At 70.2% G+C, this 22,129-nt stretch carries 21 protein-coding genes; 17 read left to right on the forward strand and 4 right to left on the reverse strand.

All coding sequences use genetic code 11. The annotated features are described in order from the left end of the window. The 5 genes from narH (at position 1) to ACWGIC_RS09190 (ending at position 4,827) form a co-directional block, all read left to right on the forward strand. Complete coding sequence (gene narH / locus ACWGIC_RS09170) at positions 1–1,623, forward strand: nitrate reductase subunit beta (RefSeq protein ID WP_452075384.1); 1,623 nt, start codon at positions 1–3, stop codon at positions 1,621–1,623. Continuing rightward, positions 1,620–2,297 carry a nitrate reductase molybdenum cofactor assembly chaperone gene (narJ, locus tag ACWGIC_RS09175; protein WP_452075385.1) on the forward strand — a complete coding sequence of 226 codons (678 nt, stop codon included), beginning with the start codon at positions 1,620–1,622 and terminating at the stop codon, positions 2,295–2,297. Before narH ends, narJ begins: the two co-directional genes overlap by 4 nt. Next, positions 2,294–3,040 (forward strand): respiratory nitrate reductase subunit gamma, encoded by a 747-nt coding sequence (gene narI / locus ACWGIC_RS09180; protein ID WP_452075386.1) that lies wholly within the window; start codon positions 2,294–2,296, stop codon positions 3,038–3,040. The genes narJ and narI overlap by 4 nt, the downstream gene beginning before the upstream one ends. Continuing rightward, positions 3,033–3,443: a CBS domain-containing protein gene (locus ACWGIC_RS09185; protein ID WP_452075387.1), complete on the forward strand. Its 411-nt coding sequence runs from the start codon at positions 3,033–3,035 to the stop codon at positions 3,441–3,443. The genes narI and ACWGIC_RS09185 overlap by 8 nt, the downstream gene beginning before the upstream one ends. Before the next feature lie 172 nt (positions 3,444–3,615). Continuing rightward, a complete protein-coding gene (locus ACWGIC_RS09190) occupies positions 3,616–4,827 on the forward strand; it encodes an MFS transporter (protein WP_452075388.1) in 1,212 nt (403 codons plus the stop codon). A 55-nt stretch (positions 4,828–4,882) separates the two neighbouring features. Here ACWGIC_RS09190 and ACWGIC_RS09195 read toward each other — a convergent pair whose 3' ends face one another. After that, positions 4,883–6,607, reverse strand: coding sequence for a GAF domain-containing protein (locus tag ACWGIC_RS09195; RefSeq protein WP_452075389.1), 1,725 nt, complete (start codon positions 6,605–6,607; stop codon positions 4,883–4,885). A gap of 142 nt (positions 6,608–6,749) precedes the next feature. Between ACWGIC_RS09195 and ACWGIC_RS09200 the strand changes: the two genes are divergently transcribed. Beyond that, a complete protein-coding gene (locus ACWGIC_RS09200; RefSeq protein WP_452075390.1) occupies positions 6,750–7,733 on the forward strand; it encodes an Acg family FMN-binding oxidoreductase in 984 nt (327 codons plus the stop codon). Positions 7,734–7,740: 7 nt separating this feature from the next. Here ACWGIC_RS09200 and ACWGIC_RS09205 read toward each other — a convergent pair whose 3' ends face one another. Both ACWGIC_RS09205 and ACWGIC_RS09210 read right to left on the reverse strand, forming a co-directional pair. After that, entirely contained in the window at positions 7,741–8,382 is a 642-nt protein-coding gene (locus ACWGIC_RS09205; protein WP_452075450.1) for a response regulator, read from the reverse strand. 181 nt (positions 8,383–8,563) lie between these two features. Further along, positions 8,564–10,015 (reverse strand): amidase, encoded by a 1,452-nt coding sequence (locus tag ACWGIC_RS09210; RefSeq protein ID WP_452075391.1) that lies wholly within the window; start codon positions 10,013–10,015, stop codon positions 8,564–8,566. A 289-nt stretch (positions 10,016–10,304) separates the two neighbouring features. On the opposite strand from ACWGIC_RS09210, the gene ACWGIC_RS09215 reads away from it, so the two are divergent. Next, positions 10,305–10,898 (forward strand): hypothetical protein, encoded by a 594-nt coding sequence (locus ACWGIC_RS09215; RefSeq protein WP_452075392.1) that lies wholly within the window; start codon positions 10,305–10,307, stop codon positions 10,896–10,898. Positions 10,899–11,082: 184 nt separating this feature from the next. Here the strand turns inward: ACWGIC_RS09215 and ACWGIC_RS09220 are convergent, their stop codons facing one another. Further along, positions 11,083–11,760 (reverse strand): GntR family transcriptional regulator, encoded by a 678-nt coding sequence (locus ACWGIC_RS09220; RefSeq protein ID WP_452075393.1) that lies wholly within the window; start codon positions 11,758–11,760, stop codon positions 11,083–11,085. Positions 11,761–11,990: 230 nt separating this feature from the next. Between ACWGIC_RS09220 and ACWGIC_RS09225 the strand changes: the two genes are divergently transcribed. The 10 genes from ACWGIC_RS09225 to ACWGIC_RS09270 are packed head-to-tail and all read left to right on the forward strand — an operon-like array spanning position 11,991 to position 22,052. Continuing rightward, the gene (locus tag ACWGIC_RS09225) at positions 11,991–13,172 is read left to right on the forward strand and encodes an acyl-CoA dehydrogenase family protein (protein WP_452075394.1); all 1,182 of its coding nucleotides are present in this window, start codon (positions 11,991–11,993) and stop codon (positions 13,170–13,172) included. After that, entirely contained in the window at positions 13,169–14,008 is an 840-nt protein-coding gene (locus ACWGIC_RS09230) for an HpcH/HpaI aldolase/citrate lyase family protein (RefSeq protein WP_452075395.1), read from the forward strand. The genes ACWGIC_RS09225 and ACWGIC_RS09230 overlap by 4 nt, the downstream gene beginning before the upstream one ends. Further along, the gene (locus tag ACWGIC_RS09235; RefSeq protein WP_452075396.1) at positions 14,008–15,156 is read left to right on the forward strand and encodes an acyl-CoA dehydrogenase family protein; all 1,149 of its coding nucleotides are present in this window, start codon (positions 14,008–14,010) and stop codon (positions 15,154–15,156) included. The genes ACWGIC_RS09230 and ACWGIC_RS09235 overlap by 1 nt, the downstream gene beginning before the upstream one ends. Before the next feature lie 9 nt (positions 15,157–15,165). After that, positions 15,166–15,900: a 3-oxoacyl-ACP reductase FabG gene (gene fabG, locus ACWGIC_RS09240; protein WP_452075397.1), complete on the forward strand. Its 735-nt coding sequence runs from the start codon at positions 15,166–15,168 to the stop codon at positions 15,898–15,900. Continuing rightward, positions 15,897–16,763 carry an FAS1-like dehydratase domain-containing protein gene (locus ACWGIC_RS09245; protein WP_452075398.1) on the forward strand — a complete coding sequence of 289 codons (867 nt, stop codon included), beginning with the start codon at positions 15,897–15,899 and terminating at the stop codon, positions 16,761–16,763. The genes fabG and ACWGIC_RS09245 overlap by 4 nt, the downstream gene beginning before the upstream one ends. Continuing rightward, positions 16,756–17,970, forward strand: a complete 1,215-nt coding sequence (locus ACWGIC_RS09250; RefSeq protein WP_452075399.1) for an acetyl-CoA C-acetyltransferase — start codon at positions 16,756–16,758, stop codon at positions 17,968–17,970. Before ACWGIC_RS09245 ends, ACWGIC_RS09250 begins: the two co-directional genes overlap by 8 nt. Further along, entirely contained in the window at positions 17,967–18,419 is a 453-nt protein-coding gene (locus ACWGIC_RS09255; protein ID WP_452075400.1) for a MaoC family dehydratase, read from the forward strand. Before ACWGIC_RS09250 ends, ACWGIC_RS09255 begins: the two co-directional genes overlap by 4 nt. Further along, positions 18,419–20,107, forward strand: a complete 1,689-nt coding sequence (locus ACWGIC_RS09260) for a CoA-transferase (RefSeq protein WP_452075401.1) — start codon at positions 18,419–18,421, stop codon at positions 20,105–20,107. Before ACWGIC_RS09255 ends, ACWGIC_RS09260 begins: the two co-directional genes overlap by 1 nt. Further along, the gene (locus ACWGIC_RS09265; RefSeq protein WP_452075402.1) at positions 20,104–20,916 is read left to right on the forward strand and encodes an enoyl-CoA hydratase/isomerase family protein; all 813 of its coding nucleotides are present in this window, start codon (positions 20,104–20,106) and stop codon (positions 20,914–20,916) included. The genes ACWGIC_RS09260 and ACWGIC_RS09265 overlap by 4 nt, the downstream gene beginning before the upstream one ends. Beyond that, positions 20,913–22,052: a CoA transferase gene (locus tag ACWGIC_RS09270; RefSeq protein WP_452075403.1), complete on the forward strand. Its 1,140-nt coding sequence runs from the start codon at positions 20,913–20,915 to the stop codon at positions 22,050–22,052. The genes ACWGIC_RS09265 and ACWGIC_RS09270 overlap by 4 nt, the downstream gene beginning before the upstream one ends. Positions 22,053–22,129: the final 77 nt, after the last annotated feature.

Here is a 22,129-nt window from a genome sequence, read left to right on the forward strand (position 1 = left end):
ATGCGCATCCGCGCCCAGGTCGCGATGGTGATGAACCTCGACAAGTGCATCGGCTGCCACACCTGCTCGGTGACCTGCAAGCAGACGTGGACCAACCGCGAAGGCACCGAATACGTGTGGTTCAACAACGTCGAGACCAAACCCGGCATCGGCTATCCCCAGCACTACGAGGACCAGGACCGCTGGAAGGGCGGCTGGCAGCTCGACGCGAAGGGCAGGCTCGTCCTGCGTTCCGGCGGCCGCGCGAAGCGGCTGTCGCGGATTTTCGCCAACCCCGACCTGCCTTCGCTGGAGGACTACTACGAGCCCGCGAAGTTCGACCGCGACGCCCTCGCGGCCGCACCGTCCGGACTCGCCGACACGCCGGTCAACCAGCCGCGCTCGGCGCTGACCGGCAAGCCGATGAACCTGGAATGGGGTGCCAACTGGGAAGACAGTCTCGGCGGCGCTCCCGAACGGGCCGGCACCGACCCGAATCTCGTCGCGATGGACCCCGAAGCGGCGGCGAGGGTGAAATTCGAGTTCGAGAAGACGTTCATGTTCCACCTTCCGCGCATCTGCGAGCACTGCCTCAACCCCGCGTGCGTGTCGGCCTGCCCGTCCGGCGCGATGTACAAGCGCGAGGAGGACGGCATCGTCCTCCTCGACCAGGACCGCTGCCGCGGCTGGCGGATGTGCGTGAGCGCCTGCCCGTACAAGAAGGTCTACGTCAACCACTCCACCGGCAAAGCCGAGAAATGCACTTTCTGTTTCCCGCGCATCGAAGCGGGCCAGCCCACGATCTGCTCGGAGACCTGCGTCGGCAGGCTGCGCTACCTCGGGCTGGTCTTCTACGACGAGGACGCCGTGCTCGCCGCGGCCTCGGTCGAGGACGAGCACGAACTGCTCGCCGCGCAGCGCGACGTGTTCCTCGACCCGCACGACCCGGAAACAGTGCGGCTGGCGACCGAAGCGGGGCTGCCGGAGGAATGGGTGCTCGCCGCGCAGGCCTCGCCGGTGTGGCGGCTGATCAGCGAATACCGGATCGCGCTGCCGCTGCACCCGGAATACCGCACCCTGCCGATGGTCTGGTACGTCCCGCCGCTGTCGCCGGTGCTGGACGCGGTCGGCGCCGCCGGGCTCGACGACACCGATCCGGACGACGTCTTCCACACCATCCGCGACCTCCGGATCCCGGTCGAGTACTTGGCCGAACTGTTCACCGCGGGCGACGCGGACGCGGTGGCCGGTGTGCTGATGAAACTCGCCGCGATGCGCTCCTACATGCGCGCCCGCACGCTCGACGGCACCGTCGCGGACGAACTCTGCGAAGCCGTGGGCATGACCGGCGAACAGATCGAAGCGATGTACCGGCTCCTGGCCATCGCCAAGTACGACGATCGCTACGTCGTTCCGGTCGCCTACACGAAAGACGCCGCCGCGCTCGAAGCACAGGCAGCGTCCACTTCGGACTGCTCGCTCGACTGCGCGGGCGGCCCGGGGATGACCGAAGCGGCCGCCGCGGAGCGGTTCCACCTCGTCGCGGACGACCAGCAGGTCCGCCCCGGCCGGCGGAATCTTTTCAGCCGCCGCAGCGACGGCAGGCTCGGCCTGACGATCGACCCGGCCGGAGGACGGTCATGACAGTGTCCGCGGAGGACCGCGCCCGGTTGTTCGACCTCGCGTCCGTCCTGCTTTCCTACCCCGACGCCCGGCTGTTCGGCGCGGCGGGCGAACTGCGGGCCGCCGTCTCCCGAATCGCCCAACCGGAAGCGCGCGAACGGCTCTCGGCGTTCCTCGAGTGGTTCCTGACCGCCGATCCGGTCGACGTCGAAACCCACTACGTGCACACGTTCGACCTTCGCCGCCGCAGCGGGTTGTACCTCACTTACTACCTGCACGGCGATACCCGCAAACGCGGCGTCGCCCTGCTCGCGCTCAAACAGCGGTACCGCGCGCACGGCCTGCGGCTGGCCGATGGCGAACTGCCCGATCTGCTGCCGGTGGTGCTGGAATTCGCCGCTGCCGCCGGTCCGGGCGACGGCGAAGCTCCGCTGCGCCAGCACCGGCGCGGACTGGAACTGCTGCGCGGCGCACTGGAAGAAACCGGTTCGCCGTACCGGCATTTGCTCGAAGCAGTCGTCGCCGCGCTGCCGCCGCTGACCGACGCCGACCGCGAAGCGATCCGGGCCCTCGCCGCCGACGGACCGCCCGCGGAATCGGTCGGGCTCTCGCCCTACGGCGCCGACGTCGACGCGATCGGCCTCGGCCCGCGACTCAGCCCTGGCTCGTGCCCTTCCCTGGAGCGTGTCCCGTGAACACCTTTGCCTGGATTGTCCTCCCCTACGCCTGCCTGGCGGTGTTCGTCCTCGGGCACGTCTGGCGCTGGCGGCGCGACCAGTTCGGCTGGACCACGCACACCAGCCAGCTGCTCGAAAGCCGCGTTCTGCGGCTGGCCTCGCCGCTGTTCCACCTCGGCGCGTTCGGCGTGATCGCCGGCCACGCGATGGGCCTACTCGTGCCCGCCTCGCTGACGCATTGGCTGGGCGTGCCGGAAGGGCTCTACCACGCCACCGCGGTGTGGGGCGGCACGATCGCCGGAGTCGTGCTGGTCGCCGGGGTGGTGCTGCTCATCGCCCGCCGGATCGTCAACGGCCGCGTGCGCCGCACCACGTCCGCAATGGACAAAGTGCTGTACGTTGCGCTCGCCGCGATGGTCGTGCTCGGGATGACCGCGACCGTCGGCACGAACCTGCTCGGCGACGGCTACGACTACCGCGAAACCGTCGCGGTCTGGTTCCGCGGGGTTTTCTGGTTCTCGCCGGACACCAGCCTGATGCTCGACGCGCCGCTGGTCTACCAGCTGCACGCGCTCGGCGGGTTCCTGTTCCTCGCGCTGTGGCCGTTCACCCGGCTCGTGCACGTGTGGTCCGCTCCGCTGGCATACCTGTGGCGTCCCTACGTCGTCTACCGGGCCCGCCGGGGCGCGCCGCCGGTCCCGATGCCCGCGCCCGCGGTCGTGCGGGACCGGGCGCTTCGCGAACGGCGGAACGTTGCCTGACGCCGTCCCGGCGGAGCTGATCGGCAAGACCGTCGGGGAAGTTCTGGTACGGCTGCCCAAAACGCTCCCGCTGGACACCTCGGTGGGCCAGGCCCGGACGTGCTTCGCCGACGACCACGTCCATCTGCTCCTGCTCACCGGCGGCGGCAAGCTCATGGGCACCCTCGCCCGCGAGGACCTGCCGCCGGAGCTGGACGGCTCCGCGCTCGCACTCACGCACTCGCGAATGGCGGGCCGGACAATCCCGGCTGATCTTCCGGCAGAGGAGGCGCGTCAGCTTCTGCTGGCGCGCGGACAGCGGCGGTTCGCCGTCGTCGACGACACCGGCGCACTGCTCGGCCTCCTCTGCCTGAAACGCCGCCGGACCGGTTTCTGCAGCGACGCCGACGTCGCCGCTCGCTGATCTCTTTCCCTTGCTGTGAAACGTGTTTCGCTGTCCAGTCCGCAGTGGACGGTCGAGGACCAAGGTCCGTTTCCCGGAGGACTTCGGCTCTGTCCGCGACGGCGCGGCGCGACGGAAGCTGGACGTGCCCGCCGCCCGGCGGGCCGATCCGTGCGAAACGAATGAGACGCCGATGACTGCGACCTCCGAACACCCTCCGCCGACCGGCCGCCGGGTGCTGATGCTGGGCCTGGCCACCGCCGGGTTCGCGATCAACTTCTGGGCGTGGGCGCTGCTGAGCCCGCTGGGCCCGCTCTTCAAGGACTCCCTGCACCTGACCGCGTTCCAGCAGGCGCTGCTGGTCGCGGTGCCGGTGGTGGTCGGGTCTCTCGGGCGCGTCCCGGTCGGCGCGCTGACCGACCGCTACGGCGGCCGGATCATGTTCCCGGCGATTTCCGCACTGACCGTCATTCCCGTCCTGTTCCTCGGAATCCTCGGCCATTCGTCGCTGATCGCGTTGCTGTTCGGCGGCTTCTTCCTCGGCCTCGGCGGCACGACGTTCGCGATCGGCGTGCCGTTCGTCAACGCGTGGTTCCCGCCCGAACGGCGGGGGCTCGCGCTCGGCGTGTTCGGAGCCGGGATGGGCGGCACCGCGCTCAGCGCGCTGACCACCGTCCCGCTCGTCAAGACCGGCACGGTCGCGACGCCGTTCCTCGTCACCGCCGGGGCGCTGGTGCTGTACGCGATCGTCGCCGCGCTGCTGCTGCGCGACGCCCCCGGCCGCACGGTGCCGGCCGAACCGCTCGGCCGCCGTCTGCGCGACACCCTCCGCCTGCCGGTGACCTGGCAGGCCTCGGCGCTCTACGCACTCGCCTTCGGCGGTTACGTCGCGTTCTCTGTGTACTTGCCGGCCTACCTCAAGACCGGCTACGGGCTGGCCCAGGCCGACGCCGCGAACCGGATGGCGGGTTTCGTCCTGGTCGCTGTGCTGATGCGCCCGGTGGGCGGCTGGCTGTCCGACCGGTTCGGCCCGGTGCGCGTGCTGGCGGCGGTGTTCGCGGTGGTGGCCCTGAGCGCGGCGGCGCAGGCCTTCTCGCCAGGGCTCGTGCCGCTGGGCACCGTGGCATTCCTGTCGATGGCCGCCGCGCTCGGCGCGGGCAGCGGCGCAGTGTTCGCGCTCGTCGCTTTGCTCGCCCCGGCGAACAAAGTCGGTTCGGTGACTGGCGTGGTCGGCGCGGCAGGCGGCCTCGGCGGCTTCATCCCGCCGCTGCTCATGGGTGCGCTTTATGGCGCTGTCGGCTCGTACGCTCTCGGTCTCGCCGCGTTGGCCGCAGTGGCCGGGGCGGCTCTCGTGTTCACCGCCGTGATGGCGCGGCGGGGCCACGACCACCCGGTGGGTGTGTGACCGTTGTGCAGCCGGGGCCTCCAGGGTGTTGCCCTGGAGGCCCCGGGGCCGCGGGTCAGCGCAACGGAGCCGACCACTCCAGCCGGACCCCGTTGCCGGGCGAAGACTCCAGCGTGAACTCCCCGCCCGCCGATTCCGCCCGTTCCCTGAGGTTCCCCAGCCCGCTCGGCGTCACGCCCTCGGGCAGCCCTACCCCGTCGTCGGTCACCGACACCCGCACCATCTCGTCGCGGACCGCCACCGAAACCGAGAGCACCGACGCGTCCGCGTGCCGGACCGCGTTGCTCACTGCCTCCCGCACCGCCGCTTCCACATGCTCGGCCAGGTGCGCGGGCACCGCGTCCAAGGTTCCCGACATGCTGACCGTCGGATGCAGCGGGGCGTCGTCGGTGAGTTCCGCGATCGCGTCGTGCAACCGGTTCCTCAGCCGGACTTCTCCCGCCGCGCCGCCGTGCAGGTCGAAGATCGCGGTCCGGATTTCGTGCACGGTCTCGTGCATCTGGTCGATGCTTTCCTGCAGCCGCCGCTGCACTTCCGGCGCCTTCGTGCGGCGTTGTGTGCTCTGCATGGCCAGCCCGACCGCGAACAACCGCTGGATCACGTGGTCGTGCAGATCCCGGGCGATCCGGTCCCGGTCCGACAGCACGTCCCGTTCCCGCGCCGCCCGCTGCTGCGTCGCGAGCTGCAACGCGAGCGCGGCCTGGTCGGCGAACGACGCGAGCACCGGCAACTGGGCCGTCTCGAAAGCGGGCGCACCCGGTTCGCGAACCGCGATCAGCACGCCTGAGGTGTGATCGCCCGCGCGCAGCGGCACGACCAGCGCGGGACCGTAGCCGCGATCCTCGGACAACGCCAGCGTCGCCACCCGCCGCGGCGTGCGATCCCGGTAGACCGAGCCCGGAACGGTCCCGGCGATGTCCATCCGCACCCCGCCGAGTTCGTCGGCGCCGTTCCCCGAGCACACCGCTACGGTCAGCTCCGCGGGATCGGACTCCCACTCCTCCTCGATGTCGAGCCTGCCCGAGCCCGGCAGAGCGAGCATCGTGGCGTCCGAGCCGGTCAGCTCCAGCGCGCGGCCCGCGATCAGCTCGAGCGCGTCGACCGGATCGGTGCCGCCGAGCAGTTCCGTGGTGACCTCACTGGTCGCGCCGAGCCACCGCTGCCGCAGCCGCGCCTGCTCGTAAAGGTGCGCGTTCTCGATCGCGATCCCCGCCGCGGCGGCCAGCGCCTGCACGATGACCTCGTCGTCGTCGGTGAACGCCGCGCCGTCGTTCTTTTCGGTGAGGTAGAGGTTGCCGAACACCTCGTCGCGGACCCGTACCGGGACTCCGAGAAACGAATGCATCGGCGGATGATTCGCCGGGAACCCCACCGACGCCGGATGCGCCGAAATCTCCTCCAGCCGCAACGGCTTCGCGTCGTCGATCACCAGCCCCAGCAGCCCGTGCCCCTCCGGCAGCGGACCGATCTTCGCCCGCGTCGGCTCGTCGATGCCCAGGTAGACGAACTCCGCCAGCGGGCCGCCGTCGTCGCCGAGCACCCCCAGTGCGCCGTAGCGGGCCTCGACCAGCTCCACCGCCGCCTGCACGATGCGGCGCAGCGTGGTGTCCAGCTCCAGCCCGGACGCGACCGCGAGCACCGCGTCCAGCAGGCCGTCCATCTTGTCCCGGGTGCTGATCAGCACCTCGATCCGTTCCTGGAGATCGCGCAGCGTCTCCCGCAGGCGCAGCTGAGAACGAGTTCCCGACAGCCTGCGGCCGCCTTCTCCGGTCTCCGGCATCAGATCCGCAAGCCCTCTCGACGTTGGGCGCCGTCCCGGAAAGATGACTTTCGCCTCTGTGTCCTCACGCGACAAAGACGCATCCTGGCGGAACGACTACGTACGACACCATTGTGCCGCCATCCGCGGCCCCGGGAGAACCATGACCCTCAATGTGGCGCCTGTCGGGCAGCTCAGCGCCGACCAGGTGGTTTCCGTGCTGCGCTCAGCCACTCTCGCACCGTCGACGCACAACACCCAGCCGTGGCTGTTCAGCAGCGGCCCCGCGGGCATCGAACTGTACGCCGACGCGGACCGCACACTGCCCGTAGCCGACTCGGACCGGCGCGAGCTGCTGCTGTCCTGCGGGGCGGCGCTGTTCAACCTGCGCACCGCGATCCACGCGACCGGCGTCCACCCGGGCACGACGCTCTTCCCCCGCCGCGACGACCCCGACCTGCTGGCCGTCGTCCGGCCCCGGGCCACCGCCCCGATCGACCGCAGGCTCGCCGTCCTCGCCAAGGCGATCCCCCGGCGGCACACCAACCGCACCCCGTTCACCGCCAAACCGGTTCCCGCCGCCGTCGTCGGACGGCTGCGGCACGCGGCGGAGGTCGAGCACGCCTGGATGCCGCAGCTCGACGAAGACCAACTCGCCGGGCTCCGCGACCTCGTCGGGGAAAGCCACCGGGTTCAGGTCAACGACCCCGCGTTCCTCGCCGAATGGCGGCGCTGGACCGGGCGGGCGCGAGGCAGCCGCGACGGCGTGCCCTACGCGGCCGGAGGAACCACGACCGCCGACGACACGTGGGTCCTGCGCGATTACGGCGACGGCACCCGCACCTCGGGCGCACCGCCCTTGGTGGTCGTGATCGGCACCTTCGGCGACACCCCGACCGACCGGCTCCGCGCCGGACAGGCCATGCAACGCGTCCTGCTCACCGCCACCGCCGACGGGATCGACGCCTCTTTTATTTCCCAGCCCGTCGAAGTGCCCACCATCCGCACTCGGCTCCGGGACCTGCTCGGCGGCGGGCTCTGGCCGCAGATCGTGCTGCGCCTCGGCTACGGCACCCCGGTCTCGTGGACCCCGCGCCGGGACCTCGGCGAGGTCCTGGTCGACCCGCCGCCCTCGCTCAGCGCGTGATCGCGGGCTACCGCCGCTGGTTGCGCAGCTCCGTCGCGAGCACGGCGGCTTGGGTGCGCCGTTCCATGCCCAGCTTGGCCAGCAGCCGGGAGACGTAGTTTTTGACGGTTTTCTCGGCGAGGAACATCCGTTCGGAGATCTGGCGGTTGGTCAGGCCTTCGCCGATCAGCTCCAGCAGCGTGCGTTCCTGCTCGGACAGCTGCGCCAGCGGGCCCCGCTGCTTCTGCGCGCTGTCGCGCAGTTTCGCCATCAACGCGGCGGCGGCGTGCCCGTCGAGCAGCGATTTTCCGGCTCCGACGTCGACCACCGCCGCGACGAGGTCTATGCCTTTGATGTCCTTGATCACGTACCCGCTGGCTCCGGCCATGACGGCGTCGAGCATCGCCTGCTCGTCGGTGTAGGACGTGAGCATCAGGCACTTCAGCTCGGGCATCCGGGACCGCAGCTCACGGGCCAGCTCGATGCCGTTGCCGTCGGGCAGCCGCACGTCCAGCACCGCGACGTCAGGCTGCAACGCGGGAATCCGGGCCAGCGCCTGTGCCACATTTCCCGCCTGGCCCACGACCGTGAGCCGTTCGTCCTCGTCCAGCAGGTCAGCGACTCCGCGGCGGACCACCTCGTGGTCGTCGACCAGGAAAACCCGCAGCATCCGTTCCTCTCCAAGGTCGGGCACGGCATGGGGCCGTGGGGCCAGGAACGAGCATACGGCCGGACCGCCCCGCCCGGCGATGACCTGATGCCTCACTCCGCCCAAGGACGTCCTCCCAACGCCGGAAGGACTTCGAGGGGTCAACGACTGTCCATTGTGGTCGTTGCCCCCTCGAAGCCGCCTACTCCGGCGCCTGGAAACCGCCGATCCGCGGCTCGAGCAGTTCGGCCAGCCGCAGCGGAGTGCGGTCCTCGAACATCGGGCCCACCACCTGCACCCCCACCGGCAGCCCCTCCGGAGAGAAGCCCGCCGGCATGGCGGTGGCGGGCAACCCGGGCATGGTGGCCAGCCCAGCCCAGACCAGCTGGTCGAAGAACGGGTACTCGACGCCGTCGATGTCGATCCGGCAGGCCAGCAGGTCGGGGTTGTGGTCGTGCGGGAACGCGGGAGTCGGCGTCACCGGGCACACGACGGCGTCGAACTCGGAGAAGAACTGCCGCCAGCCGTGCCGGTGCAGTTCGCGGCGGCTGTTCACCTCCATCCAGTCGCGGTGGCTGAGCGTCATCCCGCGCAGCCGCGACGCGTCGAGGCTCTCGTCGTCCGGACTCAGTCCGGCCGCGCGGGCCTGCAACTGCTCGTACGCCTCGACCGGGAACCGCGCGACGGAGCCGGAGAACAACAGCTGCGTGTAGAGCGTTGCGGCTTCGGCCAGGTCAGGCAGCAGCGCGCTGTGCCGTTCCACGCGGGCGCCGCCGTCGGCGAGTGCGTCGGCCACTCTGTTCACCCCCGCCCGCACCGAGGCCCCGGTCGGAATGAACGGATGCTCGTCGAGGACCAGGACCCGGAAGTCGCGCAGGTGCTCGTGGCGCGCGGGCGGCAGGGCCAGCTGGTGCGCCACGCCGTACGTCAGCGGGTCCGGCCCGGCCATGACGTCGAGCAGGAGCGCGAGATCACGGGCGGTGCGCGCCATCGGGCCGACAACGGCGAGATCGAGGTCGACCGGCAACGCCGGCGCGGTCGGCAGGACCATCCCCCGGTTCGCCACCAGCCCGAGACTCGGCTTGTGCCCGTAGACCCCGCAGAAATGCGCGGGGGTGCGCAGCGATCCGCCGATGTCGGAGCCGATCGACAGCGCGCCGAAGCCCGCCGCCAGCGCCGCCGACGAACCGCCGGAGGAACCGCCCGGCGTGCGATCGTGGTCCCACGGGTTGTTGGTGGTGCCGTACACCGGGTTGGAACTCTGCAAGCCCTGCAGTCCTAAAGGGACATTGGTCTTGCCGAGGATCACCGCGCCCGCGTCCTTGAGCCGCGACACCTGGACCGCGTCCTCGCCCGGCAGGAAGTCCCGGTGCTGCGGCATGCCCCAGGTCGTGGGCAGACCGGCGACGTTGTAGCACTCCTTGACCGTGACCGGGATGCCGAGCAGCGGCCGGTCCTCGCCGCGGGCGCGCGCCCGGTCGGCTTCGAGCGCGGCGGTGCGCGCCCGGTTGAAGTCCGGGACGCAGATCGCGTTGAGTGTCTTGTCTTCCCGCTCGATCCGGGCGATCGCCTCGTCGGTCAGCTCTACCGAGGTCACTTCACCGGCCCGCATGGCGGCCGAGAGTTGTTCGGCCGATTGAAAGTTCCGCTGCATGAATGCGACCGTAACGGGCACCGGGCGGAGCCATAAAAGGTCAATTTGCACAACGGGGCGGAGGCATCTTTCTGACCCATGTCTGTCGGAGGAACGCGGCCTCTGGGCGGACGAGACGAGATAGTCCACATCGGACGGTGCAGGGTTCCCCGGAGAGAACGCGGAGCTGAGCCGCGAAACGGTCACGGGGCGTGCGTCGACAGGCCGCCGAGGAACATCTCCGGCTCCGCTGTTCGCTTAAGCAAATACCTACGTGTCGTTTCGGCGGATCCGGGCTTACGTTCGAGCCATGGCGAACGAACTGACCATCCCGCTCCTCCCCTGCCGGGACATCGACGAGATCGCGTCCTTCTACCAGATGCTCGGCTTCTCGATCACCTATCGGCAGACGCGGCCGAACCCGCACGTCGCCTTGCAGCGCGAGGACATCAACCTGCACTTCTACGGAATGGACGGCCACATTCCGGAGAATTCGCACAGCACGTGCCTGGTCATCGTGGAGGACACCAGCGCGCTGTTCGAAGCCTTCGCGGCCGGGATGCGCGCGGTGCACGGGAAATTGCTCGTCTCCGGCATCCCGCGGATGACCCGGCCCCGGCTGCGCAACGACCGGTACACCGGGTTCGCCGTCATCGACCCGGGCGGCAACTGGATCCGTATCCACAAGGCCGCCACGTCACCCGAAGCGACCACCAAACTCGCGAAAGCCATGGAAAACGCAGCGCGGCTGGCGGACGCGAAGGGCGACGACCAGCAGGCGCTGAAAATCCTCGAGGGCGCGATCAAACGGGCCGACGGCTCCGAACCGGAACTGCCGGACGCTCAGGCCTACCGCGACGAGCTGGTCGAGCGGATCGCCGGGGCTGACCATCGCCACTCGTAGGGGAATTCGCGGCGGGTGAGCTGATTTTCCCGCGTGCTACGGCAGCGTCGAGGTGTTCACCCCGACGCTGCCGATCAAGATCCGGCGCGGCCAGTGCCCTGCCCGCGTCCAGAAGTCTCAGGTGCACCGTCAGGCAGGAACGCAGATCATCTCCGCGGAACAAACGCTGCCCCGCCGGACCTGGTCAGCGGTCCCAGAACCCCTGCTTCTCCAGTAAGGCCACCGCGCGTTCGCCCGCGTCCGCGAGGTGTTTTTCCACCAGCGTGCGCGCCCGGGCGGCCGAGCGCGCCGACAGCGCGGACAGGATCAGCCGATGGTCGTCCCGGGCTTTGTCCGGCCAGTCCTCGTGCGCCTCGTAAAACCCGTGCGACACAGTCTTGGCCAGGATGCCGATGAGCGACACGAGCCGGCGCGAGTCGGCGGCGTAGTTGATTCTCCGGTGGAATTCGTAGTTCAGCCGTTCCTGTTCGGCAGGGTCCACCGCGGACTCCATCCGGTCCGCCAGATCGTGCAGCGCCTGCAGGCTTTCCGGGGACAGGTTCTTCGCCGCGCGCTCCGCGGCCAACCCGGACACGACGCCGAACACGCGGTAGTGGTCCCGGATGTCGTCGCGCGTCATCCGGGCGACAAACGCGCCGCGGCGGGCGATGTGCTCGACAACGCCTTCGTGGTCGAGGGTGATCAGCGCTTCCCGTATCGGCAGTTTGCTGATGCCGAGTTCGTCGGCCAGCGCCTCCTGGTCGATCTTCGCCCCGGCGCGCAGCTGACCGGAGAAAACCCGGCGGCGGATTTCCTGCGCGGCCATCGCCTTGAGGTTCGCCGGACCGGTGCGGCGCGGTCCGGCGCTCGTGGTTTCGGGCATCGCCACGACCTTCTCCCATCCCCGCGTCGGCGGCGGTATCGGATGAAGTATTACACGTCCGGGGCACGCTCAGGCGGCCGCGCCGTCTGAGCCAGCAGCGCCCGCAGCTCCCAAAACTGGCACTTGACCTGCAGATGTGCACCCACTAGGCGTCGCCCGGCAGTGTGAGCCATTCGATGATTTCTGATAAAGTATTTTCCCGCCGGGCGGTCTGGGTCATAGTGGGAGGCATGGCAGCAGCGGTTACCCCCGAGGACTTCCGGCCGATCCTGGAACTGGTGCGCGACTTCGTGCGGGCGAAGGTCGTTCCGCGCGAGCAGGAGATCATGGACGGCAACGCCATCCCGGACGATCTGCGCGCGCAGGCCGCCGAGATGGGCCTGTTCGGCTACGCGATCCCGCAGGAATGGGGCGGGCTCGGGCTCGACCTGGCCCAGGACGTCGAGCTGGCGATGGAGTTCGGGTACACCTCGCTCGCGCTGCGGTCGATGTTCGGCACCAACAACGGCATCGCCGGGCAGGTCCTGGTCAACTTCGGCACCGACGAGCAGAAAAGGCAGTGGCTGGAACGCATCGCCTCGGGCGAGGTCGTCGCGTCCTTCGCGCTGACCGAGCCCGGCGCCGGGTCCAATCCGGCGGGACTGCGCACCAAGGCCGTGCGCGACGGCAGTTCCGACGACGCTGGCTGGGTGATCGACGGGCAGAAACGCTTCATCACCAACGCGCCGATCGCGGACCTGTTCGTCGTCTTCGCCCGCACCCGTCCGGCCGACGATTCCGGTCCTGGCATCGCGGTGTTCCTCGTGCCCGCGGACACGCCCGGACTGGAAGTCGGGCCCAAGGACAAGAAGATGGGCCAGGAAGGCGCCTGGACCGCGGACGTCACGTTCAGCAACGTCCGCGTACCCGGCTCCGCACTCGTCGGCGGGGACGAGGACGCCGGGTACCGCGCCGCGATGACGTCGCTGGCCCGCGGCCGCGTCCACATCGCCGCGCTGGCTGTCGGTGCCGCGCAGCGGGCGCTGGACGAGTCCGTCGCGTATGCCGCTTCGGCGACGCAGGGCGGCCAGCCGATCGGGGATTTCCAGCTGGTGCAAGCGATGCTGGCGGATCAGCAGACCGGGGTGATGGCGGGGCGCGCGCTGGTGCGCGAGACCGCCGCGCGCTATGTGTCCGGCGAGGACCGCCGGATCGGCCCGTCGGCCGCGAAGCTGTACTGCACCGAGATGGCGGGCAAGGCGGCCGACCTCGCGGTGCAGATCCACGGCGGCACCGGGTACATGCGCGACGTGCCGGTCGAGCGGATCTACCGCGACATCCGGCTGCTGCGGCTTTACGAGGGCACCAGCGAAATCCAGCGTCTGATCATCGGCGGCGGCCTCGTCCGTCAGGCGAAGAAGGCGCAGAAATGACCAGCCGCGCGGCTGCCCGGACACGGGAAGCCGCGACCCTCCTGTTCGTCCCGGGCGACCGGCCGGAACGCTTCGGCAAGGCGATGGCCGCCGGGCCGAGCCTGGTCGTGCTCGATCTGGAGGACGCCGTCGCTCCCGGCCGCAAGGAGTACGCGCGGGAACAAGCCGTCGCGTGGCTCGAGGAGAACCCCGAGTGCGCGGTGCGGGTAAACGCCGCCGGCACCGCCTGGCACGACGAAGACCTCGCTGTGCTCAGGCGGCGCCGGTGCACCGTGATGCTGCCGAAGGCCGAACCGGCGACGACGCGCGCCGCGGCTGAACAGCTCGGGGTCCTGCCGGTCGTGATCGCGTTGGTCGAAACCTCACGCGGCGTCCTGGACGCGCGGGAGACCGCGACCGTCCCGAACGTGCAGCGCCTCGCGTTCGGCAGCTTCGACCTGGCCGCGGAACTCGGTGCTGATCCGGCCGACCGGGACGCGTTCGTCGCCGCGCGGGGCGCGCTCGTGCTCGCCTCCGCCGCGGCAGGGCTGCCCGGGCCGATCGACGGCGTCACGGCGGACCTGGACAACGAGCTTCACCTCACCGACGAAGTCCACTACGCACGACGGCTCGGGTTCGCCGGAAAGCTGTGCGTGCACCCGAAACAGGTACCCGTCGCCGGTGCGGCGCTGCGCCCGACGCGCGAAGAAGTCCGCTGGGCGCAATCGATCCTCGACGCCGGCGCGGACGGCGCGGTCGCAGTGAACGGGCAGATGGTCGACAAGCCGGTGCTGGAGCGCGCCCAGCGCGTCCTCCGGCAGGCACGAGAAGGGAACGGGCAGGTGTCGAATTCCTGATGACGCTCACCGACGACGAACAGCAGATGGTCGCCCTGGTCGCGGAGTTCGTGGACGAACGGGTCCGGCCCCGGGTCCGCGAATTCGAAGCCGACGACATCTATCCGGCCGAGTTCATCGACGAGATGAAGAAACTCGGCTTCTTCGGCCTGCTCGTCCCGGCCGAATACGGCGGGGTTGACGTCAGCACCGCCTGCTTCGCCCGCGTCACCGAAGAACTCGCGCGCGGCTGGATGAGCCTGGCCGGAGCGATCGGCGGGCACTCCGTCATCACGTACTTGATCAAGACGTTCGGCACGCCGGAGCAGCGCGAGAAGTACCTGCCTGCCATGGCAGAAGGCCGCATCCGCGCGACGATGGCGCTGACCGAGCCCGGCGGCGGCAGCGACCTGCAGGCCATGCGCACCCAGGCGGTGCCGGGCGACGAGGGCTACACCATCACCGGTTCGAAGACCTGGATCTCGAACGCCGCGCACTCCGGCTTGATCGGCCTGCTGTGCATCACCGACCGCGACGCCTCCCCCGCCCATCGCGGGATGAGCGTCCTGTTGGTGGAACCCGGCGACGGCCTGACCATCTCCAAGAAGCTCCCGAAACTCGGCTACCGCGGCGTCGAAGCCTGCGAACTGGTCTTCGACGGCCAGAAGGTGCCCGCCGACGCCGTCCTCGGCGGGACGCCGAACCTGGGCTGGTCGCACATGATGCGCGGGCTCGAGGTCGGCCGGATCCAGGTCGCCTCCCGTGCGCTGGGTGTCGGCCAGGCCGCGCTGAATGACGCCGTCCGCTACGCCCAGGAGCGCGAATCGTTCGGCAAGCCGATCTGGAAACACCAGTCCGTCGGCAACCTCCTCGCCGACATGGCCACCAAAATGCGCGCCGCCCGGTTGCTCACCTTGGACGCCGCGGAGAAGCTCGACGCGGGCGAACGCGCCGACATGGAAGCCGGGATGGCGAAACTGTTCGCGTCGGAAACCGCGATGCAGGTCGCGCTCGACGCCATCCGCGTCCACGGCGGCTACGGCTACTCCAGGGAATACGACGTCGAACGCTACTTCCGCGACGCGCCGCTGATGATCGTCGGCGAGGGAACGAACGAGATCCAGCGCAACGTCATCGCCGCCCAGCTCGTCGCCCGCAACAAGATCTGAGGGAACGCCATGACTCTGCTCACCGGCCGGACCGCTGTCGTCACCGGCGGCGCGCAAGGCATCGGACTCGCCATCGCCCAGTTGTTCGTCGCGAACGGAGCCCGGGTGGTGCTCGGCGACATCGACGGCGCGGCTGCCGTGAAAGCGGCCGAGAGCTTGGACGGGGAAGCTGTCGGCGTCGCCTGCGACGTCACCAAGGCGTCCGATGTGGACGCTCTGCTCGCCGCTGCGGCCGAGTCGTTCTCGCCGGTGGACGTGTTCGTCAACAACGCGGGCATCACCCGCGACGCGACGATGCGGACCATGACCGAGGACGAGTTCGACCAGGTCGTTTCCGTGCACCTCAAGGGAACCTGGAACGGCACCCGCAAGGCCGCCGCGATCATGCGCGAACGCAAGAGCGGCGCGATCGTGAACCTGTCGTCGCTCTCGGGCAAGGTCGGCATGGTCGGGCAGACGAACTACTCCGCGGCCAAGGCCGGGATCGTCGGGCTGACCAAGGCCGCGGCCAAGGAGATGGCGCACCACGGCGTCCGGGTGAACGCGATCCAGCCGGGCCTGATCCGCACCGCGATGACCGAGGCCATGCCGCAGAAGGCGTGGGACCAGAAGATGGCCGAGATCCCGATGCGCCGTGCGGGCGAGGTCGGGGAAATCGCCTCGGTGGCCCTGTTTCTCGCGTCCGACCTCTCGTCGTACATGACCGGCACCGTGCTCGAGGTGACCGGCGGACGGTTCATGTGACCGGCTGGGAACCGCACGCCGTCACGGCCGCGGAGCTGGTGGACCCGGCCCCGGTCGCGGCGCTGGCCGCGCTCTTCGACAACGGGCTGCCCGCGCCGCGGCCGGGCGACGACCTGCCGCCGCTGTGGCACTGGGTCGCCCTCCCCCGCTGGCCGGTCTCCTCCGAACTCGGCCCCGACGGGCACCCGGCGCGCGGCACCTTCCTGCCGCCGATCGACCTGCCACGCCGGATGTTCGCCGGTGGCGAGGTGCGCGTGCACCGGCCGCCGAAGGTCGGCGAGACGGTGACCCGGCGGTCCATTGTGGACTCGGTGACGGAGAAATCCGGCCGCTCCGGGCAGCTGGTGATCGTCGTGGTGCGGACCGTGCTGTCCGGTGTGGACGGTTCGCCGCTCGTCGAGGAACGGCAGGATCTCATCTACCGCGAAGCGGGCGCTGTCACTTCCGAAGCGGCACCGGTGGAGCCTGCCGATCTGGTCGGAGGGCCGTTCCGCCGCAGCGAAGACGGCTGGGACTTCGCCACCGATCCGACACTGCTGATGCGCTTCTCCGCGGCCACCGCGAACGCACACCGCATCCACTACGACTGGCCGTACGCGACGCGCGTCGAGGGCTATCCCGGCCTGGTCGTGCACGGGCCGTTGATGTCGCTCGCCCTGGCCGAGGTGCTGCGCCTGGACTCCCCCGGCGCGCGAGTGACCCGGCTGGCGCACCGCAACCTGGCCCCGCTGTTCTGCGGCCAGCCGGCGAAGCTGCGCACCGAACCCCGCCCCGGCGGCGCGACCCTGACCCTCGCCCATGCCGCCGGACCGCGCACCAGCGTCGAAGCCGATTTCTCCGAGGAAGGCACTCCCCATGCGTGACGCCGTCATCTGCGAACCTGTCCGCACCCCGATCGGCCGTTTCGGCGGTTCGCTGAAGAGCGTGCCCGCCGCCGACCTCGGCACGGTCGCGCTGAAGGGCCTGTTGGAGCGCACCGGCCTGCCCGCCGACGCGATCGACGACGTGATCCTCGGCCACTGCTACCCCAGCGCCGAAGCACCGGCGATCGGCCGCGTCGTCGCGCTCGACGCCGGGCTGCCGGTCACCGTGCCCGGCATGCAGGTCGACCGGCGCTGCGGTTCCGGGCTGCAATCGGTGCTGCTGGCCGCGCTGCAGGTCCAGGCGGGCGCGAGCGACCTGATCGTCGCGGGCGGTGCGGAAAGCATGTCCAACACCGTCTTTTACGCCAACGACGTGCGCTGGGGCGCCACCGGCGCGGGCGTGATGCTGCACGATTCGCTCACCCGCGGACGGCAGACTCCCGGCGGCAAGCACTACCCGGTGCCCGGCGGGATGCTGGAGACCGCGGAGAACCTGCGGCGGCAGTACGGCATCACGCGCGAGGAACAGGACCGCCTCGCGGCCGCCTCGCATCAGCGGGCCGTCGCCGCCCAGCAGTCCGGGGTGTTCGCCGAGGAGATCATCCCGGTGCCGGTGGAGACGCGGAAGGGGACTGTCGTCGTGGACACCGACGAGCACCCGCGTCCCGACACCACCGTCGAAACGCTCGCCAAGCTGCGGCCGGTGCTGGGCAAACAGGATCCGGACGCCACCGTTACCGCGGGCAACGCGAGCGGCCAGAACGACGCCGCCGCGGTGTGCGTCGTGACCACCCGCGAACGCGCCGCGGAACTGGGCCTGCGCCCGCTCGTCCGGCTGGTGTCCCACGGCGTGGCCGGGGTCGAGCCGAAGGTGATGGGCATCGGGCCGGTTCCCGCCTCCGCGCTCGCGCTGGAACGCGCCGGGCTGAAGATGTCCGACATCGACCTGATCGAACTCAACGAGGCGTTCGCCGCGCAGGCACTGGCCTGCACCCGCGAATGGGGCTTCGGCGAGAAGGATTTCGACCGGCTCAACGTGCACGGCTCCGGCATCTCGCTCGGCCACCCGGTCGGCGCGACCGGCACCCGGATCCTCGCGACCATGGCGCGGGAAATGCAGCGCCGCGAAGCCCGGTACGGGCTTGAGACCATGTGCATCGGCGGCGGGCAGGGCCTGGCCGCGGTGTTCGAGCGGGTGCCGGCGTGACCCGCGTCTTCGGCTCGGCCGACGAGGTCCGGGCCGCGCTCGGCGAGGAGATCGGGCCGACTGACTGGTTCGCCGTCGACCAGGCCCGGATCGACGCGTTCGCCGACGCCACCGGTGACCGCCAGTGGATCCACACCGATCCCGAGCGGGCCGCGAACGGGCCCTTCGGGTCGACGATCGCGCACGGCTTCCTCACGCTGTCGCTGCTCCCGTACTTCGGCGCGCAGCTGGTCCGGCTCGATTTCGGTTCCGCGCGGATCAACTACGGGCTGGGCAAGGTCCGGTTCCCGGCACCGGTCCCGGTCGGCTCGCGGCTGCGTGCGACCGCGACGTTCGCCGACCTCCAGCCCAGCAACTCCGGGGTCACGGTGACCACGCGGTATGTAGTGGAGCTGGAAGGCGCGGCGAAACCGGCTTGTGTCGCCGAAACCTTGGTGGTCGTGGCCTGATGACCGACTTCTGCCGTCTCGACGAAGCCGTCGCCCGCCATGTCCGCGAGGGCGACGCGCTGCACGTCATCCTCGGGCACAGCCGCTGGAGCGCGCTCGTGCGGGAGATCGCGCGGCAGCACTGGCACCGGCCGTCGCGGTTCACGCTGATCATGGCCAGCCTGTCGTCGCTCGGCGCGGCGCTGTTCCGCTCCGGCTGCCTGGAAAAGGTCGTGACCGTCTACTCGGGCGACTCGTTTCCCGTGTTCACGCCGAATCCGGTGTTCCAGCAGTCCTATTCGGACGGTTCGGTCGAGGTCGAGAACTGGTCGTTCCTGACCTACATCCAGGGGTTGCGCGCCGCCGCGACCGGCGTGCCCGCGGTGGTCACCGGCTCGGTACGCGATTCGTCGATGACCGGGAACCCCGGCTACGCGGAGGTCGACACGCCGTTCGGCCGCGTCGGACTGGTCGCGCCGATCACCCCGGATGTCGCGATCCTGCACGCCGCGGTCGCGGACCGGCAGGGAAATCTGGCCATCGCGCCGCCGATGTTCGAGGGCTCGATCGGTGCGTTCGCCGCCCGGCGCGGGGTGCTCGCGACGGTCGAGAAGGTGGTCGACGACCTGCGTCCGTGGGCTCCGTTCGTCCGCGTTCCGGCGCACCGCGTGCTCGCCGTGGTGGAGGCTCCCTTCGGCGCGCATCCAGGCGGGGTCTTCCCCGGCACGGAGGGCGCTCGGCTGCCGGTCGACGGCTACGCCGAGGACGTCGAGTTCTGGATCGCCGCGCGGGAAGCGAGCCGTTCGGCGGACTTCGACGACTGGATCCGCGAATGGATCCTTCTCGATCAGGACGCCTACCTGGCGAAACTCGGCAAACCACGGCTCGACGCGCTCACCCGTACGCTCGGGCAGCCCACTCCGCCCACCGGTCGCGGGGAACACACCGGGCCGGCGACCCGGCCCGAACGTGCAGCGACCTGGCTCGCCGCACTGGTCCGGGCGCGGATCGCGGAAACCGGCGCCGACGGCGTGCTGGCCGGAGCCGGGCTGGCGAACCTCGCTGCCTGGGTGGCCGTCGAGCAGGCGAAAGCGGACGGGCACGAGGTCGCGCTGGCGGCCGAACTCGGCCTCTGGGACTACTCCCCCACGCCCGGCGACCCGTTCATCTTCAGCTTCGCCAATTTCCCGTCGTCCTCGATGCTGCTCGACACCGAACAGGCGCTGGGGAATCTCGTGAACGGCCCTGCCACGCGGTCGATCGCCTGCGTCGGGGCCGCGGAAATCGACCGGCAGGGCAACATCAACACAACCCGGATCGAAGGCGGCACGTATCTCGTCGGTTCGGGCGGCGGGAACGACGTCGTGACCAACGCCGACGAGACCTACGTCGTCGGCACGATGAGCCCGCGCCGGTTCATCGAGAAATGCAGCTACGTCACCAGTCCCGGCGCGCGGGTCCGGGCGGTGGTCACCGACCTTGGCGTCCTGACCCGACGCGACGGCGAACTGGTGCTCACCGCGATCGCGCCCGGTCCGGAGCCGCTGGCCGAACGCGTCGAGCACGTCCGGTCGCGCTGCGGCTGGGACCTCGCCGTAGCGGACGACCTGCGCGAACTGCCCGAGGTGACCGCCGACGACGTGCAGCAACTGCGGAAGTACGACCGCGAGGGCCTGTTCCTCAGCGACGGCAGGAAAGGAGCGGCATGAGTCGCTACGCACAGTTCGAGAACCTGCGGGTCGACGGACCGGACGAGGACGGCGTCATCGAACTCGTCCTCGACGCCCCGAACCTCAACGCGGTGAGCGAAGCCGCCCACGGCGAACTCGCCGACATCTGGCGCGAATTCGACCGCGACCCTTCGGTGAAAGCGATCCTGTTGCGCGGCGAGGGCAAGGGCTTCTCCGCGGGCGGGTCCTTCGACCTGGTCGAGAAGCTGGCGAACGACTTCGAGGCCCGCTCGCGCACCATGCGCGAAGCCCGCGATCTGGTCTACGCCGTGATCGACTGCTCGAAGCCGATCGTGTCGGCGATCCACGGCCCGGCCGTAGGCGCCGGACTCGTGGCCGGAGTGCTCGCGGACGTCTCCGTGGTCACCGCCAACGCGAAAATCATCGACGGCCACACCCGGCTCGGCGTCGCGGCGGGCGACCATGCCGCGGTGTGCTGGCCGCTGCTGTGCGGGATGGCCAAAGCCAAGTACTACCTGATGACCTGCCGCCCGCTCAACGGTGCCGAAGCCGAGCGGATCGGCCTGGTGTCCCTGTGCGTTGACGACGACGTCGACCTCCTGCCGACCGCGCGCGAGATCGCGCACGAGCTGGCGTGTGGCGCGCCCACCGCGATCCGCTGGACCAAACAGAGCCTCAACCTCTGGTACCGGCAGCTCGCGGGCGCGATCTTCGACTCCTCACTGGCACTGGAGTTCTACGGCTTCGGCGGCCCCGAGGTCCGCGAAGGCCTCGCCTCGCACCGCGAACGCCGCAAGCCCGACTTCTCCCGGGTGCACGACGCATGAACCCCTCACTGCTGGCCAGACTGCGGGTAGTCGAGCTGTCCGCGTACGTCGCTACGCCGCTGTGCGGACTCACCCTCGCCCAGCTCGGCGCGGACGTCGTGCGGGTCGAACCGCTCGGCGGGGCCGCCGACCGCACGCGCTGGCCGTTGTCCGACGCCGGAACCAGCCTTTACTGGTCCGGGCTGAACAAGGGAAAGCGCGCCGTCGCCGTCGACCTGGAGTCCGAAGTGGACCGTCGCCGGATCGCCGACCTGATCGTCGACGGCGGTCCGTGTGTGGTCGTGACGAACACTTCGCGGCATCCGGACCTCGGGTACGAGGCCTTGCGCGCCCGCCGCCCCGACCTCATCCACGTCCTGCTGGACGGCCGGGCCGACGGCGGCGCGGCGGTCGACTACACCGTGCAGGCCGCGACCGGTTTCCCGCTGCTCACCGGGACGGGCGCCGCGCCGGTCAACCACGTGCTGCCCGCCTGGGACGTCTGCGCCGGGCTGTACCTGGCGGTCGGGCTGCTGGCCGCCGAACGGCACCGGCAGGTCACCGGGCAGGGCCGGTCGATCCGGGTCGCGCTGGAGGACGTCGCGCTCGCCACCGCCGGGAACCTCGGCTATCTCGCCGAAGCCCAGCTGACCGATCACGAGCGCGCCAAGTCCGGCAACGAAATCTACGGCACCTACGGCGACGATTTCGAAACCGCCGACGGTGTCCGGCTGATGATCGTGCTGCTCACCGAACGGCATTGGAACAAAATGCTCGCCGCGACCGGGCTCGCGGACGCGTTCGCCGGGCTGAGCGAAGCGCTGGGGATCTCGTTCGCCACCGAGTCCGACCGGTACCGGCACCGGGACGTCATCTCGCCGCTGCTCGCCCGGTGGTTCGGCCAGACGCCGTACTCCGAAGTGGCAGAAGTGCTTACGCGGCAACGGATTCTGTGGGAACGCTACCGCAGCTTCGCCGAACTCGGCCGTGACGGCGGGGCGGCGCTGCGAAAACTGGCTCTGTTCGGGGAGGTCGACCAGCCGGGTGCCGGGCAGCATTGGGCACCGATGTCGCCGATCCAGGTGGACGGCGAGCGGCTCGGTCCGCAGCCTGCTCCGGAGGTGGGGCAGCACAACGACGAGGTGCTGCGCATGTAGACGGCGCTGCTGACTGGCGTCAGCCATGACCTCCGCCTCCCCTGGTCCCGGGAAAATGCCGTGGATAAACGCGACTC

This window comes from Amycolatopsis sp. NPDC054798, assembly GCF_053611505.1.

What these genes read in the sequence shown, in the direction of transcription:
- narH (WP_452075384.1), top strand. Translation starts at nt 1, where the DNA reads ATGCGCATCCGCGCCCAGGTCGCGATGGTGATGAACCTCGACAAGTGC.
- narJ (WP_452075385.1), top strand. Translation starts at nt 1,620, where the DNA reads ATGACAGTGTCCGCGGAGGACCGCGCCCGGTTGTTCGACCTCGCGTCC.
- ACWGIC_RS09190 (WP_452075388.1), top strand. Translation starts at nt 3,616, where the DNA reads ATGACTGCGACCTCCGAACACCCTCCGCCGACCGGCCGCCGGGTGCTG.
- ACWGIC_RS09195 (WP_452075389.1), bottom strand. Translation starts at nt 6,607, where the DNA reads ATGCCGGAGACCGGAGAAGGCGGCCGCAGGCTGTCGGGAACTCGTTCT.
- ACWGIC_RS09200 (WP_452075390.1), top strand. Translation starts at nt 6,750, where the DNA reads ATGACCCTCAATGTGGCGCCTGTCGGGCAGCTCAGCGCCGACCAGGTG.
- ACWGIC_RS09205 (WP_452075450.1), bottom strand. Translation starts at nt 8,382, where the DNA reads ATGCTGCGGGTTTTCCTGGTCGACGACCACGAGGTGGTCCGCCGCGGA.
- ACWGIC_RS09210 (WP_452075391.1), bottom strand. Translation starts at nt 10,015, where the DNA reads ATGCAGCGGAACTTTCAATCGGCCGAACAACTCTCGGCCGCCATGCGG.
- ACWGIC_RS09215 (WP_452075392.1), top strand. Translation starts at nt 10,305, where the DNA reads ATGGCGAACGAACTGACCATCCCGCTCCTCCCCTGCCGGGACATCGAC.
- ACWGIC_RS09220 (WP_452075393.1), bottom strand. Translation starts at nt 11,760, where the DNA reads ATGCCCGAAACCACGAGCGCCGGACCGCGCCGCACCGGTCCGGCGAAC.
- ACWGIC_RS09225 (WP_452075394.1), top strand. Translation starts at nt 11,991, where the DNA reads ATGGCAGCAGCGGTTACCCCCGAGGACTTCCGGCCGATCCTGGAACTG.
- ACWGIC_RS09230 (WP_452075395.1), top strand. Translation starts at nt 13,169, where the DNA reads ATGACCAGCCGCGCGGCTGCCCGGACACGGGAAGCCGCGACCCTCCTG.
- ACWGIC_RS09235 (WP_452075396.1), top strand. Translation starts at nt 14,008, where the DNA reads ATGACGCTCACCGACGACGAACAGCAGATGGTCGCCCTGGTCGCGGAG.
- fabG (WP_452075397.1), top strand. Translation starts at nt 15,166, where the DNA reads ATGACTCTGCTCACCGGCCGGACCGCTGTCGTCACCGGCGGCGCGCAA.
- ACWGIC_RS09250 (WP_452075399.1), top strand. Translation starts at nt 16,756, where the DNA reads ATGCGTGACGCCGTCATCTGCGAACCTGTCCGCACCCCGATCGGCCGT.
- ACWGIC_RS09260 (WP_452075401.1), top strand. Translation starts at nt 18,419, where the DNA reads ATGACCGACTTCTGCCGTCTCGACGAAGCCGTCGCCCGCCATGTCCGC.
- ACWGIC_RS09265 (WP_452075402.1), top strand. Translation starts at nt 20,104, where the DNA reads ATGAGTCGCTACGCACAGTTCGAGAACCTGCGGGTCGACGGACCGGAC.
- ACWGIC_RS09270 (WP_452075403.1), top strand. Translation starts at nt 20,913, where the DNA reads ATGAACCCCTCACTGCTGGCCAGACTGCGGGTAGTCGAGCTGTCCGCG.